Here is a 22874-nt window from a genome sequence, read left to right as displayed (position 1 = left end):
TCCAAAATTGAATATGATTTTAAAAGAAGAAATTGTTTTGGGTATCTACAGCTGGCTTCATATGACTCCGGTCAGCATGCTGGTAAGAAACATAACCAGCGATCAGGGAGGGGATTACGCGATCGTCCGCTTTACCGTCGATAGCCGGGGGGTCCAGATGGGGCCTAAGGCACAGGGCCAGCTTCTTTGTTCATTCGGGTTTAATGTAAAGGAATCCTGTGAGGCCGACCCTAAAGACGGTCCAGGCCTCATAAAGGCCGAAATGATGAACGGTGTTATGCAGCTGGTACCGGAATGCATTGAGCTCACAGACAGCCAAACCCAGGCAATCAGGAAAGAAGTAACCGTGTTTAACAGGGTTTGTGCAATGCAACTCCTGGGGGGGCATGGGAATGCAAGGTCTCTGTGGGAGAAAGAAATTCTTCCCCGGATGAAAGTGCGCAGACAACTACATTGAGGCAAGGCGATGAGCAAAGTGCATTGTATTAGTGGTATTACCTGGAAAAACTCCGATAGCGCGTCTTTCAAAGTATATGCCAGCATTGCTGCTGTATTCAGCCTTGGCCTGGTCACAGCTACCGTCAGGAACTATGAAATTCTACAACTGACAGTTCCGTATACCTGGTATGTTTTCTTCACTGCATTCTGGCTTCTGTTCCCGTCCTTTACGGTCTCTTTCCGGGAGCGGGAAGGGCGTCTGTTTACCTCGATGGGTTTTTACGGGTTAAAACTGGTCACTCTCGACCGCCCTGTCTCCGATGGGTACTGGCTGGTCACGATGGAGAAAAACCGTTATCGCCTCGTCAGAGTATGCCGGGACGGGCGACGCCAGCCTGTATGGCTGACGTTTAAGTCTTTACCAGAGTTTGTTTAACGATTACCGTCGCACGTTCAGGAATACGATACGGGAGACGATATGAATACTGACTTTGCCCATTACAACGAAGAGCAACTACGCAAACTCGGTGAGCTGCACAGTTTACTCCGTCACAGCGATATCGGCTCATCTTACCTTGCCTCGCTCCCGGAGCCCCGTAGTGTTGAGGAGTTGAATCCGCCACAGGAAATCAATGTGACTCATTCGGTACCCGACGTCGACACCCTGGTGGATATTTACCGGCAGCAGCGGGTTGATAAAGTCCATGTCAGGGATGAGCATTATTCAACCAAAATCACCCGAAAATACCCCGGGTTCGTTGTGGTCAGAAACAATCATGATCAGGTGATGTCGCTGGTGGGTGAAATCAACCGGCTTCGTGACAAATTTGCTGATGCTGTAAAAGCTATCACTCATTACCAGGACTCCCGGTCAGAAATTCTGCACCAGGTTTACCCGTGGCTGGTGACTTTACAGGTGTCCCGTAATATCCGGATCGTTACTGAGCAAATTCGCTCCCTGGGGTTCACCTGGCAAATCCCTGTCATTCATAAATTTACCCGGCTGGAAACGGTTATCGACCGCTTACGCAGGGAGATAACTGAGCTCCAGCCGGATATCAGTCTGACAAAACAGGATGTTGAACGGCTGAAACAGGAACGAACCGAAGAAATCATGATGCTGTCGTTGCTCAATGATGAAGTGAGTCATGACGATGAAAATTTGAGAAAATTTCGGCTTATCCGGGAAAGTAACTTTCCGGCTGTTAACGTCAATATCCGGTACACCAGTCCTGAAGATCCAGATGATGTTCATGGGCCGTACAAACTCAACTTTCGCGCGCCTTTACCATTAATTTTGTTCAGTGAACCGGGACGGTTTAATCCGTTAAAAAATTACGTAAAAGGTGAAAGGCAGAAGCGCGGCGATTTTAATGAAAAATATCGTTCTGTCCTGCCCCGTATAGGGCTGGTGGAAGTCATCAGGGAGTCAAAATGAGCCGGATTTTAACCGGGATTTGTGAAGCTGATCCGGCCAGGAGGTTATACAAAGTGGCCGTCAGTAGGGGAAACACTTTTCTGTCTGCAAAAGAACGTTTTCGTGTACAGGTCTGTTTCAAAAATGCCATAACACATCCAGATGAAGATCGGCTGCTGGCCGAGCTGTTGACTGTTCATCACTTCCTGGCTGACACCTCTATTTTATGGCATATGGAGCAAAAAACTTATGCATGCACCACGACATGGGCCACCACGTCCACATGGCTGCCAGAGATATATCAGCGTCAGGCCAGCACGCCCAATGTGGTAAAGATTATCAAATTTATGCACGCCCGGTTTCCAGGCCTTAAAACGGTTGCAGAAACAAATGAGCAGGGTTACGAACAGGCGCTTACCAGTGTGGATTTTGAAATTCCTTACTGGCCGGTGCTGCCGAAATTCGAATCTGATATAGGAACGATACAGGTAACGATTGCCGGGATGATCCGTTACACAGAAACGATGAGCAATAAAGATTGTAAAACCCCTCTCGACTTAATGATAAAAAGTTTTAAGTCAGGGTTGATCCCGATAGAGAAAATGCCGTTGAGTAAGACTGAAAGGCTTATGCCTCTGAATATCAACACCGCTGGTAAGATATTTACACACGCGACATGGCCGAGATGTCGTTACATTTTCGTACCGGATGAGGCGGGAGTAATGAAACTGGTTAACGTGGTCAAATTAAGATTAAAGCCTCTGGAGGAAAAATGACTTACGCTATTTTCTTGTTAGTAACTGCTGTTTGTGCATTCGGATTAAATTATCTGACAAACAAAATCTGTTCCGGTACGGGTATGATTAACCAGAGTGGAGGCTCTAATGTACACGCCTTACGGTGTATCACATCGTTCCTCCTTCTCCTTGTCTCACTCTGGCTTCCTGTCAAACCTGCCGTGATCAATCTGGCAGTAGAGTTTGCTGCACTGGTGAATTTCATTGCATCTGTCACTCTCTATACCGTTGCAAATTTCCGGGCAAAACGGAGATTAAAAAAACAAAGAAAAGAAGAAAAAGCTGCTCAAAAAGGATAATCCATGATATCGCCTCTCATTTTCATTCGTGAGACGCACCAGAACTGATTCAGGCACAGGGTAACATATTTTCAGGTTTCCTGGCTGCCTTCACAATTATTCCGAAGCAGGGAGCAATGTCAGCCGTTTTTAAATATCACCCGGAGTTTTCATGAATAATAAAAGAACGATTACCACTCGAGAGCAGATTAAAATTAATGGGGAAATTCGTGAGAGAACAGCAACCCATATTGTTACCGGTGCTCATGGGTACGAAACCCTTTGCATAAGTGGTTATATTGTCGAACATAACGAGATGGGTGAGGTTATCCATAACAGCGAAAAGTTAGCGGAAGATTTGTTACCTGTTACCTGCCCCACATGCAGGGTCATTTGGTATCACACCCATGAATTTACACTCGATGATTTTGACAGTCTTTCAGGAAAAGGGGATTTTGTTGTGACAGATTTGAAAGAACTGAATATCTGAAAAGTTCATAAGTGACCAGCGCTCAGAAACATGTTGCTGAGTGCTGGCGTTTCTCTCAGTAAAATCTATATGTCGTCCAGATGATTACGCATAAAGCTTACCATGGCTTTTTCACTGGCAAGATATCCACGGATATAACGGAAGACCATCTTTGGATCAGACCAGTTCCCCATCTCGGTAATCTTTTCCAGGGAGTACCCGGCCTTAAACAGCTCTATGGCTCCCCCCACACGCACACTGTGTCCTGTCCATGTCCGGTACCGCCCGGACTGTCGGTTACTGTCGCTGACCTTCCCGGCAATCCCCCAGAGGCGTGCAAATGCCTGGTTCAGTGAATTAGAGGACAGCATTCCAACATCTTCCCGTGATACCTTTGATTCATTCTGTAACTGCGTCAGTAACCCCTCACTGAATCCTGCTTTGACCAGCATCCTGTCTATGGATTTACCCCGGGATAGCTTACTGCTGGTGGACGGGAAATATCGGTTCGTATGGATGTTTACAGGCTGAAAAAGAAAACGGTGCCCGAAGGTTTCGGTATCGGTGTATTCCACCGTCTCAATCAACCGTCTGACATGCTGACTGCATTGTGGTGAGAGCTGAAATGTCAGGTTACTTGAAAGGCTTGTCTTGGTCCGCATGACATCCAGAAGGTAACAGGACGTGTCAGTTTGCCATTTCAGGTCGCCGGTTTTAATCCTTCGAATTTCCACGTTACGCAGCAGGGTTTCAAACCCAACCCATATCATTGCAAGGTCCCGTATGTCTCTCAGGTCGTCGCTTTTATGCAGCGACCGGCGAAGAATATTGAGATCGGATATAAGAAATGGAAGGGCCTGACCGGTGACGATTTTTTTCTCATTCTCCCGCGCCCGCCATACCTGAACCAGTGCTTTTATCAGAACGTTGCGGAAGTCTGGAAAACCCAGGCTGCTGTTAACGCTTGAAAGGCATGCAATAAAATGAGAGATAGTCGCCATTTTAACGGATCCATTCAGCCCATTAATATAGCGCTCGACATCAACCGCTGTGACCGGGAAGGGGGTCAGACCGTGCCTGGCGCACCATGCAGACCAGACACTCGTGACCCTTAACTGACTTCTGGCCGTATTGTACCGGCGAAACCGCAACAGCTTGAGTGCATCCAGAGCACTTATGTCATCGGTTCGTGAGATAGCAACCAGTTTGGTTTTATCTGTCATGGGAAGATCTCATGTCTTTTCACTGATGTCGCGGTAGGGATACCCGTTACCGGATACCCCCCGCACAGATCCCGGCGTGCGCGATTTACGCACCGGGCTCCTGCCTCGGGTGTCTGGCGGTGAACCGCTCCACAGGCCATGGATGAAGAACCCGAACCCTTGGTAGCCATGCGGCTGCCAGTTTGTTTGCTTTCGTCCAGGTCGTATCATCCTTCTGGCTCCTGCGCCTGAGCGCCCGGCGCCAGAGGTTTGTTACGTGTGTCCTGAACTTCTGCATGGTGGGGAAGTTGCCCGGTACCGAGTGATAGTTCAGGTATCCCTGAACCACTCTCCTGAGCCATTTTCCCTGTTCGGGGATTGAGTAATGCCAGCGCCTTCGCAGACCGTCTTTGATGGCTTTCAGAGTTGCCGTCATCCGATCCCGGCGGGTCTTTCGTATCAGCATGAACCTGCCGTTGCGATCTTTCCCGCTGATGTGCGTGAACCCGAGGAAGTTGAACGTTTCTGGTTTGCCTTTTCCCCTGATGGCACGGTTTTCGGCAGCGAAGCGGCCGAACTCCATCAGACGGGTTTTCTCCGGGTGAACCGTGAGTCCGAACTCCCTCAGTCTGCGCTGCATGGCTATACGGAAGCGCCGGGCATCGTATCGTTTGTCGAACCCGATGACGATGTCATCGGCGTATCTGACCATTACCACATTGCCTGTGGCATAGCGACGTCGCCACTGATGCGCCCACAGATCGAAGACGTAGTGGAGGTATATGTTTGCCAGCAGCGGTGAGATGACCGCACCCTGTGGGGTGCCTTCCTCCGTTGCTCGCCATTGACCCTCCTCCGACGTCCCGGCTGTGAGCCACTTACGTATGAGCCTGATTACCCTCCGGTCGCCGATCCGATGCTCTGTGAACCTGATCAGCCATTCGTGGCTCACCCTGTCGAAGAACTGACTGATGTCGGCATCCAGTACCCAGTTTACGTTAGTGCGTACCAGCCCTGTGGCCAGTGCGTCCAGTGCATCGTGCTGGCTTCGCCCGGGTCTGAACCCGTATGAGAACCCCATAAAGTCGTTTTCATAGACTGCGTTCAGGATTTTCACCAGCGCATACTGGACGATCTTGTCCTCCAGCGAGGCGATGCCGAGCGGGCGTTGTTTTCCATCCGCTTTTGGGATGTAGTGACGCCTGCCGGGCTGCGCCCTGTAGCTGCCCTGATGTAGCCTCCGGTGCAGATCTGTTATGTTGTTCTTCATGTTTCCGGCGTAGTCCATCCACCTGATGCCATCCACTCCGGCGGCCGCTTTCCTGCTCAGGGAGAGGAATGCGGCTTCCAGTGCTTCGACTGTCAGCAGGTGGAACAATGCTGTAAACCGTTCTTTCTTCCGCTGCTTCGCAGCTTCCCGCACGCGTGACAGCCTCTGTGACATGCTTTCCCGGCTCTGTGTCCGGCGCATGTGTGGCTGTTCCGCGTTCCCCTTGGCCCCGCTCCTTCGCTCCACTGACTCCGCTCCTTTCGGGTTGTTCGCCTGCTTCGCCGCTACTATGAGCGAGTCCGACTTCTCCTCTCCGTACATCACCGGCTATGACTCCTCGTCTTCCCGGTGCGGGCCATCTCCGACACTGGCAGATGGTCAGAGGGGAGATCTCCCGGTTCCCGCGTAGAGATCGTATTGACATGCCAGGGTCTCAGACCCCGCCGGGTCCATGTGGCACTCGCAGTATCGCACCCTATGATGTTGCCTTCCGTTAACAGTACAACGTCGGCACCCGGTAATTTAATATACATTTCGTGGCTCAATGGCTGGCCTGTCAACACCCCTGTCAACGCTTCGCCCCATACCTCGCGGTATGCAACGCATGACTCGGGGACCTTGTGGATTGCTGGTCCTTCAATGGTCGGGGACTTTCACCCCTTGATCTCTACCGGTCTCCCGGCGCACACTGTATGTATAACCAGTATAATTAGAGTGTCAGGAGGAAAGATGAAGCTACAACTTTTCAGCACCGGGAAAGAACTCCCGCCACAGGCCCATCCATTGTTTGCCGATCTGGCCAGCTGCGGTTTTCCCAGCCCTGCTGCTGACTATGTCGAGTCCGATCTGGATCTCCATGATTACTGCATACGGCATCCGAGCGCGACTTACTACCTGCGTGCCAGCGGAGACAGCATGGCCGACGGCAGTCTGTACAATGGCGATCTGCTGGTTGTGGACAGTGCTGAAAAGCCGCGGCACGGCGATATCGTTGTCGCCAGCGTACAGGGGGAGTTTACGGTGAAACGGCTTCTGCTGACGCCACGGCTGACGCTGCAGCCCATGAATGCCTCCTGGTCGCCGATTTATCCTGACCCCGACGAGCTGGATATCTTTGGCGTCGTCACGCACATCATCCACCGCCCGAGGGAGATGTACTGATGTTTGCCCTGGCCGATGTGAACAGCTTCTATGCCAGCTGTGAACGTGTTTTCCGCCCGGATTTGAAAGGAAAGCCGATAGTCGTCCTGAGCAACAACGACGGGAACGTAATCGCTCGCAGTGCCGAGGCGAAGCCCTGGATCAAAATGGGGACTCCGTGGTTTCAGATAAAAAACGAAAGGTACCCGGAAAAAATATATGCGTTTTCAAGTAATTATGAACTTTACGCTTCCATGTCAGCACGTGTGATGAGTTGCCTTGAGGAGATGGCCCCGAGGGTGGAACAGTATTCCATTGATGAGATGTTCCTCGACCTGACCGGCGTGGAGCACTGTATGGGGCTTGAGGACTTCGGCCGGCAGGTGCGTCAGCACGTGTATGACTGTACCCGCCTGACCATTGGCGTGGGCGCCGGACCAACGAAAACCCTCGCAAAATCAGCCCAGTGGGCCTCAAAAGAGTGGAAACAGTTTCGTGGCGTACTCGCTCTGACCAGGGGAAATCCGCAAAGGACGCGGAAACTGCTTTCACTGCAGCCGGTTGAAGAAATCTGGGGGGTGGGTAACCGTATTGCACGCAAGCTGAATCTGCTGGGCATAAAAACCGCGCTCGATCTGGCTCTGACGAACCCGGCCTTCATCCGCAAAAATTTTTCTGTGGTCCTTGAGCGAACGGTACGGGAACTGAACGGGGAAAGCTGCCTTTCGCTTGAGGAAGCCCCTCCGACGAAACAGCAAATTGTGTGCAGCCGCAGTTTTGGCGTGAAGATCACAGAGTACGAGTCGCTCCGCCAGGCTATTTGCCAGCACGCAGAGCGGGCCTCTGAAAAGCTGCGTAAAGAGCGCCAGTATTGCCGGCATATTTCTGTTTTCATCAAAACGTCCCCGTTCGCCGTTAAAGAGCCGTACTACGGCAACGTGGCCACGGAAAAACTGCTGACCCCGACTCAGGACACCAGGGACATCATTGCAGCCGCCACAACGGCTCTGGAGCGTATCTGGAGGGATGGGCACCGGTATGCCAAAGCCGGAGTTATGCTGAATGACTTCACCGGCTCCGGCGTTTCGCAGTTGCAGCTGTTCGACGAACGTCCGCCCCGCCCTCACAGTGCTGAGCTGATGAAGGTTCTGGACGGGATCAACCACTCAGGGCTGGGTAAAGTATGGTTTGCGGGGCGGGGCATTGCCCCGGAATGGCAGATGAAACGGGAGATGCTTTCTCCTGCTTATACGACACGATGGTCAGATATTCCTGAAGCGAAACTGGCGTGAAATTTTGGCGATTTCACCTTGAAATTCTCAACCTAAACTTCCTAATTACAATAAGTTAGATGTGAAATCGCCATGGCGAAATTATTGACTCAAATTTCTGTCAAGGACCTCATTGATGGCCTTGTCCAGTTCATCCTGAACCACTTTTGACATACGGCTAAACTCATAAGTCAGCGTGCGCCCTTTCACACGTTTGCGCGCAAACTTGTCCTTTTCTTCAAACGTCCAGAGCGGGGAAATCACTGACTTTTCCTTGGGAGGTGGAGCTATCAATGCCTGAGATGCCTGAGAAATCAGCTTCAGTATACTGGCTTTCTGTTCATCTTCTGGTCGCTCGCAATCACTTAAAATTGCATTATGTCGATCTGAGACAGACTGAATGAGTTCTTCAGGCGTTAAGCCCTTTTCACTGAGTTTTTCGTTAACTTCTAAAAGAATTTTATAGTCACTAAACGATAGCTCCGACTGAACCGGGAACAGAGCAATCAAGTCTTGCGGTACTGCCGCCGCCTGCAACGCCCTGGTGACCTTAGCCTGAGATAACCCCTCCAGTTCAGCAATTTCCTTTTGATTGAATCCGGACTCTTTAAGAGCTAACAGTCTCAGGCCGATTTCGCGAAGGTTATGTTCTTTAGCTGTCTGGATATCTTTAGCCAGTTGGCGAGCTTCATCAGCTGATAAATGTTCATCGGTAACCATGACATCAAGGCCTGTGCGGATATAAATCGCTGAGGCTCGCCGTCTTGAACCATCCAGTATCTCAATCTTTTCACCTTGCTTAATACCAATACAGGGGAAGAACTGCTGAAACTTAATCGTCTGGATAATGGATTTCAGAGACTCCCTGGTTAGAGCAAGTTGATCTCGTCCGTTATTTTCCTGGTTTACGAAGGTCATACTTTCAACGTCAGATGCAGGTATCCGAACAAACCTGAACGTTACCTTCCTGCCGGTTTTTAAGGTAAATACCTGGCTTCTATCGGTGTCAGTCATCTCGACCATTGACGCCTGAGTATTTAACTGTCTGCCGATGGTTTTTCTTCTCTCATTCGACATCACATACCTCCGTTAGTACGAATGAACTCAATGCGATCAAATACTGCCTTCGCAAAGTCTTCCGCCGCTGATTTTGCGCTTTTTAACGCCTCTGTGCTTCCATCATAGGTTGCGGGATTTGCTGAAATAACGGTGTCAAAAGTCTCCCCACAGCGTTCGAAACCATCCAGTCGCGGCAGAACCATGTCGAGCATATCGGCACCGAAAACCTCTTTAGCCTGGCTATGGCAAATTTTATGATCAGACTTGTTCAGGATTTTGGACATGAAGCCGACGTTACCGATGAGATTGCAGGTGTGCCCATCCATTTCGATCGAATCAATGAGGGCAGGGAGGCTGGCCACAAATTTCAGGGAAGAATGAAAATCAACCGTCGCCGGTGGAAGGGGGGTCAACATCAGGTCTGCCGCACCAATACAGTTTTTCAGGAATGCATCAAGGTGAGGACCACTATCAAGGAAAATAAAGTCGTAGTCATGCTGGAGCTTGTCGATAATGTTCTCTTTAAGCACTGCATGAATATTTTGCCCTGGCAGATGTTCTTCACACAGCCCCTTCCAGCCTTCAGCAAGGAATGCATCGTCAATGGAAGCAGGAATGACATCAACACCTGGAATAATCGACGGCACTATAAAATCGGAAAGTAATTCTTCACGAGACACGTTCTGGAGCATGGCCTGAGCAGCCGTATTTTCAACCAAGCCCACTGAATTCTCATGGCTCAGGAACATTGTCAAAGATGCCTGCGGATCGAAATCGATGGCCAGAATACGGAGGTCTTCGAACAGAAGCTGAGGATGAGCTCGAAAAGCATGTGATAATGAAGCGGTAGAGACTGTCTTGGAACCACCACCTTTAAGATTACAAACAAAAATCGTGAAGGCTTTATCGAAGCGATCCCTGTACTTGGGCACTTTACGATGGAAATACAGATCGATGACATTCTGAATCGTCATCGCGTATTTCATCGTATTGCCGGAAGGTTTCTTTTTAAAAATGTAGCCACCGGCTTCCATTTCGGCCACAGCATACTCAACACTGCCTTTACTGAGTTTAGGCAGCTTATACAGGGCGGCTTTGCTGTATTCCTGATAGAACTCGGTAAGTTTCAATTCCTCTTTTTGCTGGCGTATATTTTCGCTCAAAGATGTCAGAAGCTTACCAGCACGTGTGGCGACTTTCCGTAACTGCTCAATATTGTCCATTCATCACCTCATGACGTTTTTTGTCATTTTGAACAAAAAGAGTCATGTTGCAAGTAAAAAATCATGTTGTTTTGAGTTCGCTCTCAACAATTGGAGGGTTTGGACAAGCCAGAAGGGTGTTCCACTCAAACACCGTTCTGAATCGCAATTTTACGCTCAGGGGCTGATTTTTGTTACGACCGTTCAAAGATAGCTTTTCTGTAACAGTGCTCGCCGCAGCCATGAGACCGAGCGTAGCGAGCGAACTGGCGAGGAAGCAAAGAGCAGCCGTTCAGGCAGATAGCTCTTACGCCCAATACATGAATAGGTTTCCATTCTCTGTTGGAAACAGGTCAACTTCGCAGGCAGCCCTGACTGTGGGATACGGGTCAGGCCGGGTCTGCGGGAAACACCCCAAGCGCAGGCACACGCGCAGATAGCCTGTTCAGGGCAATAAGTGTGACAATCTGCCCTCATCAATTATGACGAGCTCGACCACTGCCTCAGGCCTTGCGACTAAAGGGAAGAGGGAAAGAGGGGAAATCAACTGTGACAAACTGCACTCATGTATTGTGACAAACTGCCCTCATGTATTGTGACAAACTGCCCTCATGTATTGTGACAAATTGCCCTCAAACTTGGTTTCACTACCGGTTACAGCCAAAAAAGAATTAATAAGCGCAGGCTGCCAGGGAGGGAACAGCAAAACTGTGACAAATCACCCTCAACCTGCCGGATCAAATGTGACGAACCACCCTCAAATCTGTGACAGATAACCCTCAAACTATTCTGTTGTCAGGGAGGTGATATCACGGAAAGAGAATACGATATGAGTTGTCTGGCGGCCTTTCTTTTTCTCGATGTAAGAGAGGCGCATTGGTGTCCGGCTGTTGATCTCATCAACACTTGCCTGCAGGAAGCGGCGGCGAAAGTCCGGCATACGCTGGTAACTTTGAGGTAGCTGGTAGCGCTCCATGATCCAGTCGATTTTCAGGGACACGACACCTGAGCCATCAGGTTTACGGTACTGACACAGGGATTCGTATAAACGCATGGCATACGGATTGGTAATCTCTTTTGTTTCACTGAGCCGGAACTGCGTAAACCGGTTCTGTAACCCGATAAAAAAGGGAATGAGATAGGGGTTGATATGTACGCTGTAAAGCCCTCTGGATGGACTGTGGGCACGTTTGATAAACCAGGGAAAGGATTCATACCCTTTTTCATCGCCGTCATCCTCTTCAGGGCGATAGAAAACCACTTCCTTACCCGCAAAACCTTTCAAAGCCTGTCGTATATCCTTACTGGCTTCAGCGGAGGTCAGCCCGAATGTTTCAGCGTATTTAGCAACATGAATTTCGCAGATGCCGTCGTGTTCCTGCAGCGAACCATCGGATTTCCTGATCTGGTCAACGAACAGATACAGCATACGTTTTTGATCCCGGGAAAGACTATATGCCGCCTCAGTCAGCTCATTTGACTGGACAATCCGCGGGCTATTTTTACGTTTTTTGTGGTTTATAACCGCTATTTCCGCCATGGCAGATCCATATGAAGTGTGACAGGTTTTCAGATTGTCACACTTCATAAAACAGAGTCAACAGGCATGGATAACTTTGTGAAAAGCAACATCTTCTGAGGGCAATTTGTCACAGGGTTAAGGGCAATTTGTCACAGAAAGGACGGCTATTTGAGGGTGATTTGTCACACTGAAAGGGCGGTTTGTCACAGATCCCCCTCTGTAACCCGCATGGATAAAGGCCTGCAGGCATTCTAAAAATAAAGATCTAACAACTATTAAAAAAGATCTTATAAAAATATCTCGGTGGATAAGTGGATAATCCCTACGTAAGGAAATTTTTCATGCATTGAGCGTCAGCAGAATATGAAAAGTACTCTCCCCTGGTGCTTCCTCGCTCACTCGGGGCTTCGCCCTGTCGCTCGGCTGCGGCGAGCACTGCTGGCTCGATCATATCCGTGGCCGGAAGATGCTACTCCTCCCCCTAGTCGCTCTCCAGTACCCGCTACAGCGAGACAAGCCGCACGAAGATTTCTATCGTCCCTGCAGGCATATTCGAATCGTTTTATTACCGCTGGTTGCCGTCGTGACAGAACACTACTTCCTGTAAAAGGGGGGACTAAGGCCCCTGAGTCACACACCTGAAATTAATAATGCGGAGTTTTACGATAATGACCTTGCTGGAAATTTTCCTGACCGCCTCTCCCGCTTCTCAGGGGGCAACAATCCTGTTCCTTGCCGTGCTGATCTACTGGCAAAAGCGATAAATCCATGCGAGCTGGCCTTTGGCCAGCTTCACTGTGTAAGGGGAAAAATGCGGCACATCCAGACATTTCACTAGCAATTTGAGTTCAGATATCTAAGCTTGGGATCCGGACAACATGAGGTAACAAGATGAAACTTGAAGCTATACAGATAGATAATACCGTAAGGAGTGGTCTTAATTCTTTCACTGATGGGGTGATTATTCGTGATACAAAGGTATTGATCACGCTCAATCTCCCGGATGGACAGAAAACCACTATTGAGGGGGAATGGCGGCATATGTCGGACGCCAACAGGTTGTCAGAACGTATTACGATGCTTCAGCATGCGATCTATGAGCAGTATGAGGAATACAGAGCAGATATTCCCGTCAGCTGGTCCAGATAACGTCTGACAGACCTCACCGGCGAGCAGGACGTTCGCCAGCATCATTCTCCTAAGTACTTAAATATTCCCTTTCAGCATGGCTACCGCATCCGCTTCGGGCATCTGAAACTGAACTCGATGCCGCGCAGCAACATCAAGTGCGAACACCTTCGTATAGACTTCCGTCGAGCTAATCGATTTGTGGCCCATCAGGCTCTGCAAAACCTTCAGTGGTATGCCGGCATACAGCATATGCATCGCGTAGGAGTGACGGAACGTATGGGGGGTAACCGGTACTGAGAACGTCACCCCGTCGGCCGCTGCGGCCTCCACCGCTTCGCTAAGCCAGGTGCGCACGGTACGGTCTGTGATCTCCCAGATACGCGCCTTCTCCATTCTGCCGGTGCGCTTGTTTCGTCTTTCCAGCGGAATTTTCAGGGTGGCCACCATCATCTGCAGCTGGCTGACGTAGTGGTGATCGGAAAGGGGAACCAGACGATGGATCTTACTGCCTGCGGGGGCACGACCTGCCGTCCTTGCCGCTTTCTCGGTGCGCTGCTTGAGCGTGGCCAGTTGCACGAACGGATATGGCGGCGCCAGCGAAAAATCCCCTCTTGTCAGCGCAAGCGCTTCGTTAATCCGCGCCCCGGTATTCCAGAGGGTGGCCAGCAGCATCTTGCGGTGAAGATCCGGCACGTAATGGAGCAGGGCGCTGACTTCCGGCGCCAGCAGGTATTTCGGGAGCTCATCCTGGACAATTGCCATCTGCCGCAAGGCCAATGCTGCGGGATAGTCGATGGTCACTGGCAGGGCGGCCATCGAGCCCTGAGAAGTAGCTGAAGGTATGAGGCCTGTCATGATCGGTATCTCAGTATCATTGGTTGCTCAGGTAAGTCTGATGGATTTTTCGCGCCATTTCTGGCTGTCAGAAGCTGTCCAGAATTTGATTCCATTCGGCCTTACAGTCCAGCAGGTACCGGAGGCCGTTGTCGACCCCGTCAAGTAAATCGGAAGCCTCTCCCATTTTTTCCCCAAAGCGGCGGGTGTTGACGTAATGAATCCCTTCAAGGCTCCGGGTGCCGTCATTTCTCCTGGCGTATCGGAAATCTGTCGCCCGTTCATCCACCAGGTGAAGAGCTTTAACCACTTCTTTGACAATTTTAAAATCGGAAGGCCGGTAGCTGTCATCAACTTCCAGGATCAGCTTTTGTGCCAGTGGCCATAAGGTGTTCAGGTTATGATCATCTTTTTTGTACTGGTGTTTATCCGGCTCTTCTGCCAGTGCCAGAGCCAGTCCGATAATCTGTTTGATAATGAGTTCGATGTGATGCCGGTAGAGAAACAACACTGGATAAACCAGAAAATCCTGGTCCCGCCCGGATTCATCAATGTGTTTAATCAGAATGTCAGCAGCCCGCCGGTAACCTTCGGTGTAAGCTGTGCCGTGATCAGGCATGTAATTCAAACATGCGTTATTGTGCCAGTCGCTGTCGCTTGCCAGTAACCCCGGTTCTGACGCTTTTTTCTTTTTCATGGTCTTTTCTGTACCGATGATCTGTTGATAAATCCCGCCATCCATTACTCCTCTGACCTTCAGGGGGCGATAATGTAATAGCCTTTAAAATAGTCATCTATCTGACAGGATTGCCAGGGCGGAGCACAATGTTGGAACAGCGGTTTTTTGTAGTCACCAACCAGTTGCCATGAGTCCGAGTTATCAATTCGTTCTGCAACCATTCTTCCGTTACGTTTCAGGATTTTTGGCGATTTCCAGTTATGTCTGGCGTTAATCATTTCTGTTGGCGTTGCGTATGCCGTTCCTGAATACAGCCATAGCTCTTTATGGCCATATACATCCTCAAGCTCCCGGACCACATCGTAAAATGATCTAAATGTTGGTTTACCCATACCTCGCCTCAAAAATAGTATCCGGTTCAATAGTCACGCAGAGTAATGATGACGCGCAGCACGACCCTGGTTCTGTCACACGAATGATTTTCCCATGTCGTAATCATCACTAGAGAGATAATAATCAGACATATAACCACGCTTTTAAATTACCGGACAGCCCTTCCGGCCGGATCCGATTTTTCTGTTATTAACAACTTTCCGGAAGTGTACCACGATCAGGAAGTCAGCGAACCCCTGTTTTCTGCTGCTGCGCGCCGGGCCACAGGGAAGGGGGGAAACACAGCATATAGCGTCATCATCAGCTGATGACACCGCTACATCTTGTGTCGGTGGGCGGCTGCGCCCCGGAGGGGAGGACGCAGATCCGGAACCGGCAGAAATCGGATCTTAAAAAGAGAAACAGGAAAAAGGTAATAAAAATCTTGCATTGGTAATACAACCAGGAGAAAGTAATACCACCACTGCAAGTGGAGTCAAATCCCGTTTTGTAGGAAATTTTTCTTTTTAGATTAAAACGTCAAAGAGGGGTTCATTATGAACATTCAGACTTCATCTGAACAAAACGAGTCTCAGGGGACCGTGTCGGTCTCACTTAAAGGCATTCCGACCGATCAGGGCCAGGCGCTGAAAGAGGTGGCCAGAGCACGGGACATTAACCAGTCTGCGCTGCTGCGTGAGATGGTTAATGCCAGTATGGGCAGTATACTCCACGTCTTCTGCCTTAAGAGCCCGCTTGTCGCGTCCCTGGATCAGGACATCGCGCAGTATAACGGCTGTACTGTCCTGCCGGCATGGAGCAGTGTCCCTCAGCCCCCTCAGTTTGAAGCGGCCTACCGCGACCTGCTTTCCATCCGTACAGAAGATGATCTGACCCGGATTTTGCTGCGTAATGCACAGTACCTCCGCATGCGAAGCAGCCAGGTTCTGCCACCGGGACAGCAGTTCTACGGCGGGACTGCGCTGTATTTTGCCCTGTTCTGTGATGTTGCCGGTCGTGATGAACAGACGATTGAAGCCTTCTGGGCCAGTATCGCGCGTTTCTGGGGAGCCTGGTATCGTCGGCAGGATTACTATCAGCAGATCAACCAGCTGCGCGGAGTCATGGGCAAGGCGCCGGCGAATGGTCTCAGTGAGGCGCATGCGGTGGGCGTTTACAGCCGGGTCGCTGTGTTTCAGGATGAAAGCGGCCAGAAAGGACTCAGCCAGGTGCTGCTGACCCTTCGCACAGAGAATACGCAGGCGCTGCCGGCAGGCGCGTTCGATCAGTTTGAGTTGCCGTGCTGTAATGGTCACATTCTGGTGCCTGATCCGGGCTATGGCGCCCCCGTTGTTTTTCTCAACAATGTACTCGGCCTGGGGTTCCGCTTCCGGGAAGGAACCTGCTCCATGCACTGCTACACTGTGGAGGATGTCCGACTCGGGGCCACTCAGACACTGACGGAAGTGGCGGAATCGCTCGTCAGTAATGTTGATGCTCCCCTGCGGGCCTATGCTGCCACCATCCCGGTAAATCAGAGGTAGTTGCTTTGACATCCTCCCTGCCTGAAGGACGGGGAGGATGTCAACTCATGGGGTCAGCTACGGCCCCGTTTCAGTTCACGGACACAGGGATCATAATCATCTGCATAACCTCCATAGTCACGGCTGGGCATGAAGTACCATTTTTTGCCGTCCCAGCCGACGATCCGGGTGGTTGGTTTGGTTTTATTAAAAACAACAATACAGACGCCGGAGGGAGACCCCGGGGGAAGAAGCCGTTGCACCACACACTCACTGTTGCCCACATCAATCCAGTCTTTGACGTGAATTTCAGGATGGCTCATTGTTAATCTCCAGGTGATAAAATTGATTACCGTACAGTGTACAGTGACCGGGTAATGCTCCTGACACCAGTATATTGCGGTGGTGTTGCCCTGATTCAGCCAGCACCTATAGAATTGCGTCATGAATATTCGTGACGTATATACGGGCCTGTTTTTTTCACGTTAGCAAATTTGCCCGTGCGGCAGAAACTCGATTTTAGCAATGGACGACCTGGACACTGATTTCCCCTCACGGTCTATACCGAAAGTGGAGTTCCCATCCGGCGGGAGATTCCGGACTGATGTATAAGCATATGCAAGTGCCGTTTCAAGCGTGCCCTTTTCATAAACAATATCTGCCTGGAACCAGATAATACAGGGGTGAAGCACCTTGAGGTAATGCGGCGTAAGATCGTGGGCGTAGTTCTCAAAGTATGCGTTACAGACATCCTCTACCAGCTCCGGCAGCCTGAGATAATCATGTTGCCCATTTTCACTGGTGTGGAAATGTAATTCCCGAACCAGATGGCCGTAAGGCCCCCAGTGCGTTCTATCGCCAGTTCTGAGCTGAAACATCTCATCCGGGACGCCCCCCGGAACATTCCATTCCTGAAGGTGTTTACGGACCATCTCATTCGGAGCCAGGTCGAGCAGCATTTTTATGGCGAGTGATTCTGACTGATTTAGCGCCAGTAACCCCGCGGGAAAAGTGTTACCGGCGAAAGTCCGGGTACCATGAAACCACAGAGCTCGTGTGAATGGTCCCGGTTCGCCCAGTTCCGCACAGACGTACTCTCTCAGATACTGAGGTGCATCAACCAACTGGCGAGGATTAAGCTCGTAGATACTTTCAAGATCGAGCGAAAGCAGCACCCTTTTCAGCTTTTCAGGGGGACAGCCAAACCCGGCAGATAATGTATGCAACGCCTGAGTTCGTGAGGAGCAATCGAGGATCAACATTGTGTAACCCCCTCACAAATCCTGTAGTTTAACAGCCCGGGCTCGACGCCGGGCCATATTGCCGAGCAGCAGGGTCGCATAATATTTCAGAAAGGGTAAAAGTTCCGGGGCGCTGAAAGTGGCATAGGCATTCTCATCCTCAGGAGCATCCCTGAAAGCAATCAGATCGACAAGACGATCGTCGGTGACTGATACAACCTGGACGCTGAAATGAGCCACAGAATTTCTCATTTTAAGGATAAGATCACGCAGAGTCATCTCCGGTCCGGGTAGCTGCGACTCCTGTAACCCCATGTTTGTTTTAAGCAGCTGCGTTAAACGGTCAGCGGGCAGGAAAGAGAGCGCCTTCTCTTTCGGCAGCACGATGAGACCCAGAAGGCAATTCAGGGTCAGTGTGTAGTTGTACTGCTCCCTGAAGGGCTTGCCCTGCACCTCAATCATTTCGTTATACTGATCAATAAGTGCCAGTGTTCGCTGAACAAATTCGGTCTCAAAATCTGAATAATTTCCCATTTAACCCTCCCGTTCCGGTTCGAGAATCCACTATATCATCCGGTCAGCCTGACGGCTCAGGTACAGCATTTCCGATTTTGGTATTTTTAGGATCTGCGGTGGAGAAATGAGAAAACAGGATATGCACAGCATATCCATATGCCGCGCATCTGCATATGGCAGACATACGCATATGCCAGTCATCTGCATATGCGACACCTATACAAACCAATCCGGCAGGCATATACTGCACATATGCACTCACACATCATGCATGATCAGTTGGAGGAACATCCATGCGCACAGTTTCGATATTTAAAAACGGCAATAACCGCGCCATCCGTCTGCCCCGGGACCTGGATTTTGACGGCGTCAGCGAGCTGGAGATCGTAAGGGAAGGGGACAGCATCATTCTGCGTCCCGTCCGGCCGACCTGGGGCTCGTTCGCGCAGCTGGACAGGGCCGATCCGGACTTTATGGCGGAGCGTGAGGATGTGGTCAGCGATGAAGGACGCTTTGAGCCATGAAGAAAACCTGGATGCTCGACACCAACATCTGCTCGTTCATCATGCGCGAGCAGCCGGCAGCGGTGCTGAAGCGCCTGGAACAGGCGGTGCTGCGCGGTGATCGCATCGTGGTCTCGGCCGTGACGTATGCCGAGATGCGCTTCGGCGCCACCGGCCCGAAGGCCTCGCCGCGCCATATTCAGCTGGTCGACGCGTTCTGCGCGCGCCTCGATGCCATCCTGCCCTGGGACCGGGCCGCGGTGGACGCCACGACGGACATCCGGGTGGCGCTGCGCCTCGCCGGGACGCCGATCGGCCCGAACGACACGGCCATTGCCGGGCACGCTATCGCGGCCGGCGCCGTCCTGGTGACGAACAATGTGAGAGAGTTTGTGCGGGTGCCTGGTCTGACGCTGGAAGACTGGGTTATTTAGTAGCAAACAGACTGATACAAGATATGCCCGCTGATTAACTACCTCAGGCATTTTTTGTGAATTAATGGTAATGAGTAGTGAATAGCTGTTAGTGTTCCGAGAAAACGGTGCCTGCAATGTATTCTGTATAACTAAACAGAGGGAGATTATTACACATGAAATTTAAGGACAGAAATCTCAGGGCTCTCGCGGAATGTATCATCGGAGATAATAAGGCATTTCTGTATCGCTCAAGCAGCCGCATCACTGAGTTTTTCCAGGACTGCGACATGGAAGTTGTTCATGATGGTTCAACACGGTGGGCATGGACAGCCATGAGGCTGGAAGAGCTTCTAAATGAGCCGCAGCCCAAAGCCCACGCTTTACCGGAAAGGTTTGTTCATGTGCTCAGGTATCTAATGTTAAAAGAGGATGCCATGGATGACGATCCCGGGAGATTAAAAGCCCTTGAAGAACTGAATAAGCCATTGTTGCGGGAGGGCTATGAAGCCTTCTATGGAGACGATAACCTGCTGTATATCCGTCACAATGGCACCAAAACAGTATCTGTAAGCAATAATCCTCACCGGCCCCTCACGCCTCACGAAATAAAACGAAGGACGTTACTGACAGCGTTTCTTGATACCTGCTCTGAAGATGAATTGATAGAGGAGGTGCTCCTTCCTTTATTCCGGCAGCTCGGCTTCCACCGGATAACAGCAGCAGGACATAAGGATAAAGCGCTGGAATATGGAAAAGACATCTGGATGAAGTTTATTCTGCCAACACAGCATATTCTTTATTTCGGTATACAGGCAAAAAAAGGCAAGCTGGATGCGTCCGGCGTCAGCAAATCCACAAATTCGAATGTTGCTGAAATTCACAATCAGGTTCTGATGATGCTTGGTCATGAAATATTTGACCCGGAGACAAACAGAAAGGTGCTGGTCGATCATGCCTTTATCGTTGCTGGCGGAGAGATTACTAAACAGGCGAGAAACTGGCTGGGTGGCAAACTTGATGCCAGCAAAAGAAGCCAGATCATGTTTATGGACCGGGAAGACATCCTTAATTTATATATCGTAAGTAATCTTCCTTTACCTAATGCTGCGCTTGACTCTGATGAAGCTGCGTGGGGCGACGATATTCCGTTCTAATCCTTAGCGCGTCCTTTCAAAAAGTAATTATCAGCTGACTGAGCGTTTGAGACATTGGGCAGGGGATTTACAGTAACACCCTGAGCGGGCTGCGTTGCATGTTCGGGGATTTCTGCATGGTGCGTTTATTTTACTGGAAAATCTGCTGAACTCGTTTGGCAGCAGGGCAACAGATTTGCTGCCCTGCCTTACCCTCATTCGAGTTCACTAGCCCGCTCAATGATCTCTTGACGTACAGCTGAAATATAATTATCCCATGCTGGTGAGTATTTGCTGATATAGCTCAGAATGGTATGTTCGATGTTGTGTTTCCGTGCCAGGTTATTCAGTCTGTCGTAATAATCATGCCAGTCAGCTAGTCCATTAATTGACATCGAAAACTGCCTTAGTTTGGCATACTCAGCGGCCTCGTCCGCCGATACTGTTGCCGGATCGATCGCTTCGAACCAGCATTTATGGTTAAACTCCGGAGCACCTTTTTGATGAACCGTCTGAAGAGTGAATTCAAAGAGTCTGCCCAACACTTCACGTCGTTGCTGTTTTATCACCCTGTCCGTTCCTGTCAGACACTTCTGAATGATTTTAAGTTTTTCCTGAATCGTATGGTGCACATCGCCGTCAAGAACGCACATCACCTTTCCAATATTACGGCCAGAAAGCAGAAGTCCCGCAAGCACAACAGCAGAGTTTTCTGCAGCACCAAAGAGCTGAACGTCCACCTTATCTGTCAGTGCCTCCCGCTCCAGAAGGACATTGATAGCCGTACGCGCCAGTTCATCTTCAACGAAAACACTGACCATTTCAGGCTGAACATCAGTCAACTGACGTAACGCATCAGCAGATACACCGGGAAATGCCCTAATCCCTGTGCCCATATTAAAAATACTGACAATATTGATCGCTCGCTTGAACTGAACGACAGATTCCCTGTGAGTTGAAAAAACAATTTCCAGCAGCGACTCATCCGCTATGTCGATGAGCTCAGTGACCAACTTTTTGAAGGCTTTCTCATGGAGAAGAACATCGAGTTCGTCAATAAGAAGCAATCCATTTGGCATTATAGAGGGGTCATGTGCAGCTTTAAGCACTTCAAATACACGTTTCTCACCGGCTCCCATGGTGTGCTCAGTATAGGAGATACCATTTTTGGTAAATTTATAGAATGTGTAGCCCTTTTGGGTAGTACAGACCATCAAATCGGAGTAATTAGCCTCAAGAATCCGACACATAGAATCGAGTATTTTTTGTTTGAGGTGGCTTTGTTGAATAAATCAGATTCGGGGCGAGTGTCCCTGTAGCAGGGCAGATTTTCAGGCAATACGCACGCTTTCCGGCATTCCTGCCTTTGTCATCCTGTTCAGCGCCCGAACCATGGCCAGAGCCTCTGCCACCTGCCCGTCATAATCACGCAGTGTCAGTGAACCTCCGAACAGCTGCTTTATCCTATACATCGCCGTTTCCGCTATCGAGCGACGGTTGTAATCTGTTGTCCACTTCCACCGCGCATTGCTCCCGCTCAGTCGCTGATTCGCAACAGCACGGTTGCGGTCTGCGTACTCAACGGGCCAGTAGCCCGCTCCCTTTCGGGGAGGGATAAGCGCGCTGATATTCTTACGCCGCAGTTCATCGTGACACAGGCGCGTATCGTAAGCTCCGTCGGCCACTGCTGCTCTGATTTTTCTGTGAGTCTGCCGGATAAGACCCGGGAAGGCTTCTGAGTCTGTTACATTGTTCAGTGACAGGTCCGCGCAGATGACTTCATGTGTTTTACCATCAACAGCAAGATGCAGCTTTCGCCAGATGCGGCGGCGCTCTTTGCCGTGCTTTTTAACTTTCCATTCGCCTTCACCGAAGACCTTCAGCCCGGTCGAGTCAATCACCAGATGCGCGATTTCACCCCGGGTGGACGCTTTAAAACTGACATTCACCGACTTTGCCCGCTTGCTGACACTGCTGTAGTCCGGGCAACGCAGTGGGACACCCATCAGGGAAAAAATGGAATCAATAAAGCCCTGAGCGGCTCGCAGGGTCAGCCGGAATACGCGTTTAATGACCAGAACGGTAGTGATGGCAAGGTCTGAATAGCGCTGAGGTCGTCCGCGCGATGCGGGCTTTGCTGACTCATACCAGGCCTGAATCGCCTCATCATCCAGCCAGAAAGTGAGGGAGCCACGGTTGATGAGAGCTTTGTTGTAGGTGGACCAGTTGGTGATTCTGAACTTCTGCTTTGCCACGGAACTGCCTGCATTATCAGGATTATGGAGCTCTGATCCTTCAACTCAGCAAAAGTTCGATTTATTCAACAAGCCACTTAATGGGTAGAAGCTATCGAGTTTAATTTTTTATGGCTATTGTTAAACTGCAGTAACGATAAAAGATGAACGCTCCCTGGTAAATCGGGGTAATGCTGCCAACTTACTGATTTAGTGTATGATGGTGA

Annotated in this window: 27 protein-coding genes; 14 read left to right on the top strand and 13 right to left on the bottom strand. The window is 50.2% G+C overall.

Going from position 1 to position 22874, the window contains the following annotated elements; all coding sequences use genetic code 11:
* The first annotated feature begins 13 nt into the window (after positions 1-13).
* The 6 genes from IB144_RS27235 to IB144_RS27210 all read left to right on the top strand — a co-directional run bounded on the left by IB144_RS27235 (position 14) and on the right by IB144_RS27210 (position 3420).
* Positions 14-457 carry a hypothetical protein gene (locus tag IB144_RS27235; RefSeq protein WP_020477096.1) on the top strand — a complete coding sequence of 148 codons (444 nt, stop codon included), beginning with the start codon at positions 14-16 and terminating at the stop codon, positions 455-457.
* A 9-nt stretch (positions 458-466) separates the two neighbouring features.
* Positions 467-874, top strand: coding sequence for a hypothetical protein (locus IB144_RS27230; RefSeq protein WP_032409750.1), 408 nt, complete (start codon positions 467-469; stop codon positions 872-874).
* A gap of 42 nt (positions 875-916) precedes the next feature.
* Positions 917-1876 carry a DNA replication terminus site-binding protein gene (locus IB144_RS27225; RefSeq protein WP_014386528.1) on the top strand — a complete coding sequence of 320 codons (960 nt, stop codon included), beginning with the start codon at positions 917-919 and terminating at the stop codon, positions 1874-1876.
* Entirely contained in the window at positions 1873-2631 is a 759-nt protein-coding gene (locus IB144_RS27220; protein ID WP_004181760.1) for a hypothetical protein, read from the top strand. The genes IB144_RS27225 and IB144_RS27220 overlap by 4 nt, the downstream gene beginning before the upstream one ends.
* Positions 2628-2951: a hypothetical protein gene (locus IB144_RS27215; protein WP_004186935.1), complete on the top strand. Its 324-nt coding sequence runs from the start codon at positions 2628-2630 to the stop codon at positions 2949-2951. The genes IB144_RS27220 and IB144_RS27215 overlap by 4 nt, the downstream gene beginning before the upstream one ends.
* Positions 2952-3102: 151 nt before the next feature.
* Complete coding sequence (locus IB144_RS27210; RefSeq protein ID WP_004026552.1) at positions 3103-3420, top strand: hypothetical protein; 318 nt, start codon at positions 3103-3105, stop codon at positions 3418-3420.
* Positions 3421-3485: 65 nt separating this feature from the next.
* Here the strand turns inward: IB144_RS27210 and IB144_RS27205 are convergent, their stop codons facing one another.
* Together IB144_RS27205 and ltrA are read right to left on the bottom strand one after the other, a co-directional pair.
* Positions 3486-4622 (bottom strand): tyrosine-type recombinase/integrase, encoded by a 1137-nt coding sequence (locus IB144_RS27205; protein WP_143888629.1) that lies wholly within the window; start codon positions 4620-4622, stop codon positions 3486-3488.
* 85 nt (positions 4623-4707) lie between these two features.
* A complete protein-coding gene (ltrA, locus tag IB144_RS27200; protein ID WP_004178082.1) occupies positions 4708-6195 on the bottom strand; it encodes a group II intron reverse transcriptase/maturase in 1488 nt (495 codons plus the stop codon).
* A gap of 405 nt (positions 6196-6600) precedes the next feature.
* On the opposite strand from ltrA, the gene umuD reads away from it, so the two are divergent.
* Both umuD and IB144_RS27190 read left to right on the top strand, forming a co-directional pair.
* A complete protein-coding gene (gene umuD, locus IB144_RS27195; RefSeq protein WP_001568036.1) occupies positions 6601-7032 on the top strand; it encodes a translesion error-prone DNA polymerase V autoproteolytic subunit in 432 nt (143 codons plus the stop codon).
* Positions 7032-8303 (top strand): Y-family DNA polymerase, encoded by a 1272-nt coding sequence (locus tag IB144_RS27190; protein WP_149359012.1) that lies wholly within the window; start codon positions 7032-7034, stop codon positions 8301-8303. The genes umuD and IB144_RS27190 overlap by 1 nt, the downstream gene beginning before the upstream one ends.
* A gap of 81 nt (positions 8304-8384) precedes the next feature.
* On the opposite strand, the gene IB144_RS27185 is transcribed toward IB144_RS27190, so the two are convergent.
* From IB144_RS27185 to repE, 3 genes are all read right to left on the bottom strand, one after another.
* Complete coding sequence (locus IB144_RS27185; protein ID WP_171877505.1) at positions 8385-9359, bottom strand: ParB family protein; 975 nt, start codon at positions 9357-9359, stop codon at positions 8385-8387.
* On the bottom strand, positions 9359-10564 hold the full coding sequence (locus IB144_RS27180; protein WP_015632469.1) for an AAA family ATPase: 1206 nt from the start codon (positions 10562-10564) through the stop codon (positions 9359-9361). Before IB144_RS27180 ends, IB144_RS27185 begins: the two co-directional genes overlap by 1 nt.
* 763 nt (positions 10565-11327) lie before the next feature.
* Positions 11328-12083 (bottom strand): replication initiation protein RepE, encoded by a 756-nt coding sequence (gene repE / locus IB144_RS27175; protein ID WP_012539983.1) that lies wholly within the window; start codon positions 12081-12083, stop codon positions 11328-11330.
* A gap of 632 nt (positions 12084-12715) precedes the next feature.
* On the opposite strand from repE, the gene IB144_RS27170 reads away from it, so the two are divergent.
* Together IB144_RS27170 and IB144_RS27165 are read left to right on the top strand one after the other, a co-directional pair.
* Positions 12716-12829 (top strand): hypothetical protein, encoded by a 114-nt coding sequence (locus tag IB144_RS27170; RefSeq protein WP_171877506.1) that lies wholly within the window; start codon positions 12716-12718, stop codon positions 12827-12829.
* A 127-nt stretch (positions 12830-12956) separates the two neighbouring features.
* On the top strand, positions 12957-13214 hold the full coding sequence (locus IB144_RS27165) for a hypothetical protein (RefSeq protein WP_032433931.1): 258 nt from the start codon (positions 12957-12959) through the stop codon (positions 13212-13214).
* 57 nt (positions 13215-13271) lie between these two features.
* On the opposite strand, the gene IB144_RS27160 is transcribed toward IB144_RS27165, so the two are convergent.
* From IB144_RS27160 to IB144_RS27150, 3 genes are all read right to left on the bottom strand, one after another.
* Positions 13272-14051 carry a site-specific integrase gene (locus IB144_RS27160; RefSeq protein ID WP_149359010.1) on the bottom strand — a complete coding sequence of 260 codons (780 nt, stop codon included), beginning with the start codon at positions 14049-14051 and terminating at the stop codon, positions 13272-13274.
* A gap of 67 nt (positions 14052-14118) precedes the next feature.
* On the bottom strand, positions 14119-14727 hold the full coding sequence (locus tag IB144_RS27155) for a hypothetical protein (protein WP_048993637.1): 609 nt from the start codon (positions 14725-14727) through the stop codon (positions 14119-14121).
* A 59-nt stretch (positions 14728-14786) separates the two neighbouring features.
* A complete protein-coding gene (locus tag IB144_RS27150) occupies positions 14787-15101 on the bottom strand; it encodes a hypothetical protein (RefSeq protein ID WP_048993616.1) in 315 nt (104 codons plus the stop codon).
* Between the two features lie 537 nt (positions 15102-15638).
* Here IB144_RS27150 and IB144_RS27145 point away from each other — a divergent pair.
* Positions 15639-16625: a hypothetical protein gene (locus tag IB144_RS27145; RefSeq protein WP_223168871.1), complete on the top strand. Its 987-nt coding sequence runs from the start codon at positions 15639-15641 to the stop codon at positions 16623-16625.
* 53 nt (positions 16626-16678) lie between these two features.
* On the opposite strand, the gene IB144_RS27140 is transcribed toward IB144_RS27145, so the two are convergent.
* The 3 genes from IB144_RS27140 to IB144_RS27130 form a co-directional block, all read right to left on the bottom strand.
* Positions 16679-16927 carry a hypothetical protein gene (locus IB144_RS27140; protein ID WP_071994626.1) on the bottom strand — a complete coding sequence of 83 codons (249 nt, stop codon included), beginning with the start codon at positions 16925-16927 and terminating at the stop codon, positions 16679-16681.
* Between the two features lie 162 nt (positions 16928-17089).
* On the bottom strand, positions 17090-17866 hold the full coding sequence (locus tag IB144_RS27135; protein WP_032411310.1) for a hypothetical protein: 777 nt from the start codon (positions 17864-17866) through the stop codon (positions 17090-17092).
* A 12-nt stretch (positions 17867-17878) separates the two neighbouring features.
* Positions 17879-18379, bottom strand: a complete 501-nt coding sequence (locus tag IB144_RS27130; RefSeq protein WP_032411313.1) for a HEPN family nuclease — start codon at positions 18377-18379, stop codon at positions 17879-17881.
* A gap of 275 nt (positions 18380-18654) precedes the next feature.
* On the opposite strand from IB144_RS27130, the gene vapB reads away from it, so the two are divergent.
* The 3 genes from vapB (at position 18655) to IB144_RS27115 (ending at position 20434) form a co-directional block, all read left to right on the top strand.
* Positions 18655-18885: a type II toxin-antitoxin system VapB family antitoxin gene (gene vapB / locus IB144_RS27125; protein WP_001261276.1), complete on the top strand. Its 231-nt coding sequence runs from the start codon at positions 18655-18657 to the stop codon at positions 18883-18885.
* On the top strand, positions 18882-19298 hold the full coding sequence (locus IB144_RS27120; protein WP_094986536.1) for a type II toxin-antitoxin system VapC family toxin: 417 nt from the start codon (positions 18882-18884) through the stop codon (positions 19296-19298). The genes vapB and IB144_RS27120 overlap by 4 nt, the downstream gene beginning before the upstream one ends.
* Before the next feature lie 155 nt (positions 19299-19453).
* On the top strand, positions 19454-20434 hold the full coding sequence (locus IB144_RS27115) for a hypothetical protein (protein ID WP_117146412.1): 981 nt from the start codon (positions 19454-19456) through the stop codon (positions 20432-20434).
* Positions 20435-20628: 194 nt separating this feature from the next.
* On the opposite strand, the gene IB144_RS27110 is transcribed toward IB144_RS27115, so the two are convergent.
* Together IB144_RS27110 and IB144_RS27105 are read right to left on the bottom strand one after the other, a co-directional pair.
* The gene (locus IB144_RS27110) at positions 20629-21552 is read right to left on the bottom strand and encodes an ATP-binding protein (protein ID WP_223168872.1); all 924 of its coding nucleotides are present in this window, start codon (positions 21550-21552) and stop codon (positions 20629-20631) included.
* Between the two features lie 192 nt (positions 21553-21744).
* Positions 21745-22668 (bottom strand): IS5 family transposase, encoded by a 924-nt coding sequence (locus tag IB144_RS27105; protein WP_149359009.1) that lies wholly within the window; start codon positions 22666-22668, stop codon positions 21745-21747.
* Between the last annotated feature and the right edge of the window lie 206 nt (positions 22669-22874).

This window comes from Klebsiella sp. K4, assembly GCF_014596785.2.
In the GTDB taxonomy this organism is placed as follows: domain Bacteria; phylum Pseudomonadota; class Gammaproteobacteria; order Enterobacterales; family Enterobacteriaceae; genus Klebsiella; species Klebsiella pneumoniae.
The sequence above is the reverse complement of the archived record's forward strand: the minus strand, read 5'-3'. Positions and strand labels throughout refer to the sequence as shown.

Coding starts and splice junctions, on each gene's coding strand:
- IB144_RS27140 (WP_071994626.1), bottom strand. CDS start 16,927: ATGAGCCATCCTGAAATTCACGTCAAAGACTGGATTGATGTGGGCAAC.
- IB144_RS27215 (WP_004186935.1), top strand. CDS start 2,628: ATGACTTACGCTATTTTCTTGTTAGTAACTGCTGTTTGTGCATTCGGA.
- IB144_RS27205 (WP_143888629.1), bottom strand. CDS start 4,622: ATGACAGATAAAACCAAACTGGTTGCTATCTCACGAACCGATGACATA.
- IB144_RS27120 (WP_094986536.1), top strand. CDS start 18,882: ATGAAGAAAACCTGGATGCTCGACACCAACATCTGCTCGTTCATCATG.
- IB144_RS27235 (WP_020477096.1), top strand. CDS start 14: ATGATTTTAAAAGAAGAAATTGTTTTGGGTATCTACAGCTGGCTTCAT.
- IB144_RS27180 (WP_015632469.1), bottom strand. CDS start 10,564: ATGGACAATATTGAGCAGTTACGGAAAGTCGCCACACGTGCTGGTAAG.
- IB144_RS27185 (WP_171877505.1), bottom strand. CDS start 9,359: ATGTCGAATGAGAGAAGAAAAACCATCGGCAGACAGTTAAATACTCAG.
- IB144_RS27165 (WP_032433931.1), top strand. CDS start 12,957: ATGAAACTTGAAGCTATACAGATAGATAATACCGTAAGGAGTGGTCTT.
- umuD (WP_001568036.1), top strand. CDS start 6,601: ATGAAGCTACAACTTTTCAGCACCGGGAAAGAACTCCCGCCACAGGCC.
- IB144_RS27130 (WP_032411313.1), bottom strand. CDS start 18,379: ATGGGAAATTATTCAGATTTTGAGACCGAATTTGTTCAGCGAACACTG.
- IB144_RS27170 (WP_171877506.1), top strand. CDS start 12,716: ATGCGGAGTTTTACGATAATGACCTTGCTGGAAATTTTCCTGACCGCC.
- IB144_RS27210 (WP_004026552.1), top strand. CDS start 3,103: ATGAATAATAAAAGAACGATTACCACTCGAGAGCAGATTAAAATTAAT.
- IB144_RS27155 (WP_048993637.1), bottom strand. CDS start 14,727: ATGAAAAAGAAAAAAGCGTCAGAACCGGGGTTACTGGCAAGCGACAGC.
- IB144_RS27160 (WP_149359010.1), bottom strand. CDS start 14,051: ATGACAGGCCTCATACCTTCAGCTACTTCTCAGGGCTCGATGGCCGCC.
- IB144_RS27220 (WP_004181760.1), top strand. CDS start 1,873: ATGAGCCGGATTTTAACCGGGATTTGTGAAGCTGATCCGGCCAGGAGG.
- IB144_RS27150 (WP_048993616.1), bottom strand. CDS start 15,101: ATGGGTAAACCAACATTTAGATCATTTTACGATGTGGTCCGGGAGCTT.
- IB144_RS27115 (WP_117146412.1), top strand. CDS start 19,454: ATGAAATTTAAGGACAGAAATCTCAGGGCTCTCGCGGAATGTATCATC.
- vapB (WP_001261276.1), top strand. CDS start 18,655: ATGCGCACAGTTTCGATATTTAAAAACGGCAATAACCGCGCCATCCGT.
- repE (WP_012539983.1), bottom strand. CDS start 12,083: ATGGCGGAAATAGCGGTTATAAACCACAAAAAACGTAAAAATAGCCCG.
- IB144_RS27145 (WP_223168871.1), top strand. CDS start 15,639: ATGAACATTCAGACTTCATCTGAACAAAACGAGTCTCAGGGGACCGTG.
- IB144_RS27225 (WP_014386528.1), top strand. CDS start 917: ATGAATACTGACTTTGCCCATTACAACGAAGAGCAACTACGCAAACTC.
- IB144_RS27135 (WP_032411310.1), bottom strand. CDS start 17,866: ATGTTGATCCTCGATTGCTCCTCACGAACTCAGGCGTTGCATACATTA.
- IB144_RS27190 (WP_149359012.1), top strand. CDS start 7,032: ATGTTTGCCCTGGCCGATGTGAACAGCTTCTATGCCAGCTGTGAACGT.
- IB144_RS27110 (WP_223168872.1), bottom strand. CDS start 21,552: ATGGGAGCCGGTGAGAAACGTGTATTTGAAGTGCTTAAAGCTGCACAT.
- IB144_RS27230 (WP_032409750.1), top strand. CDS start 467: ATGAGCAAAGTGCATTGTATTAGTGGTATTACCTGGAAAAACTCCGAT.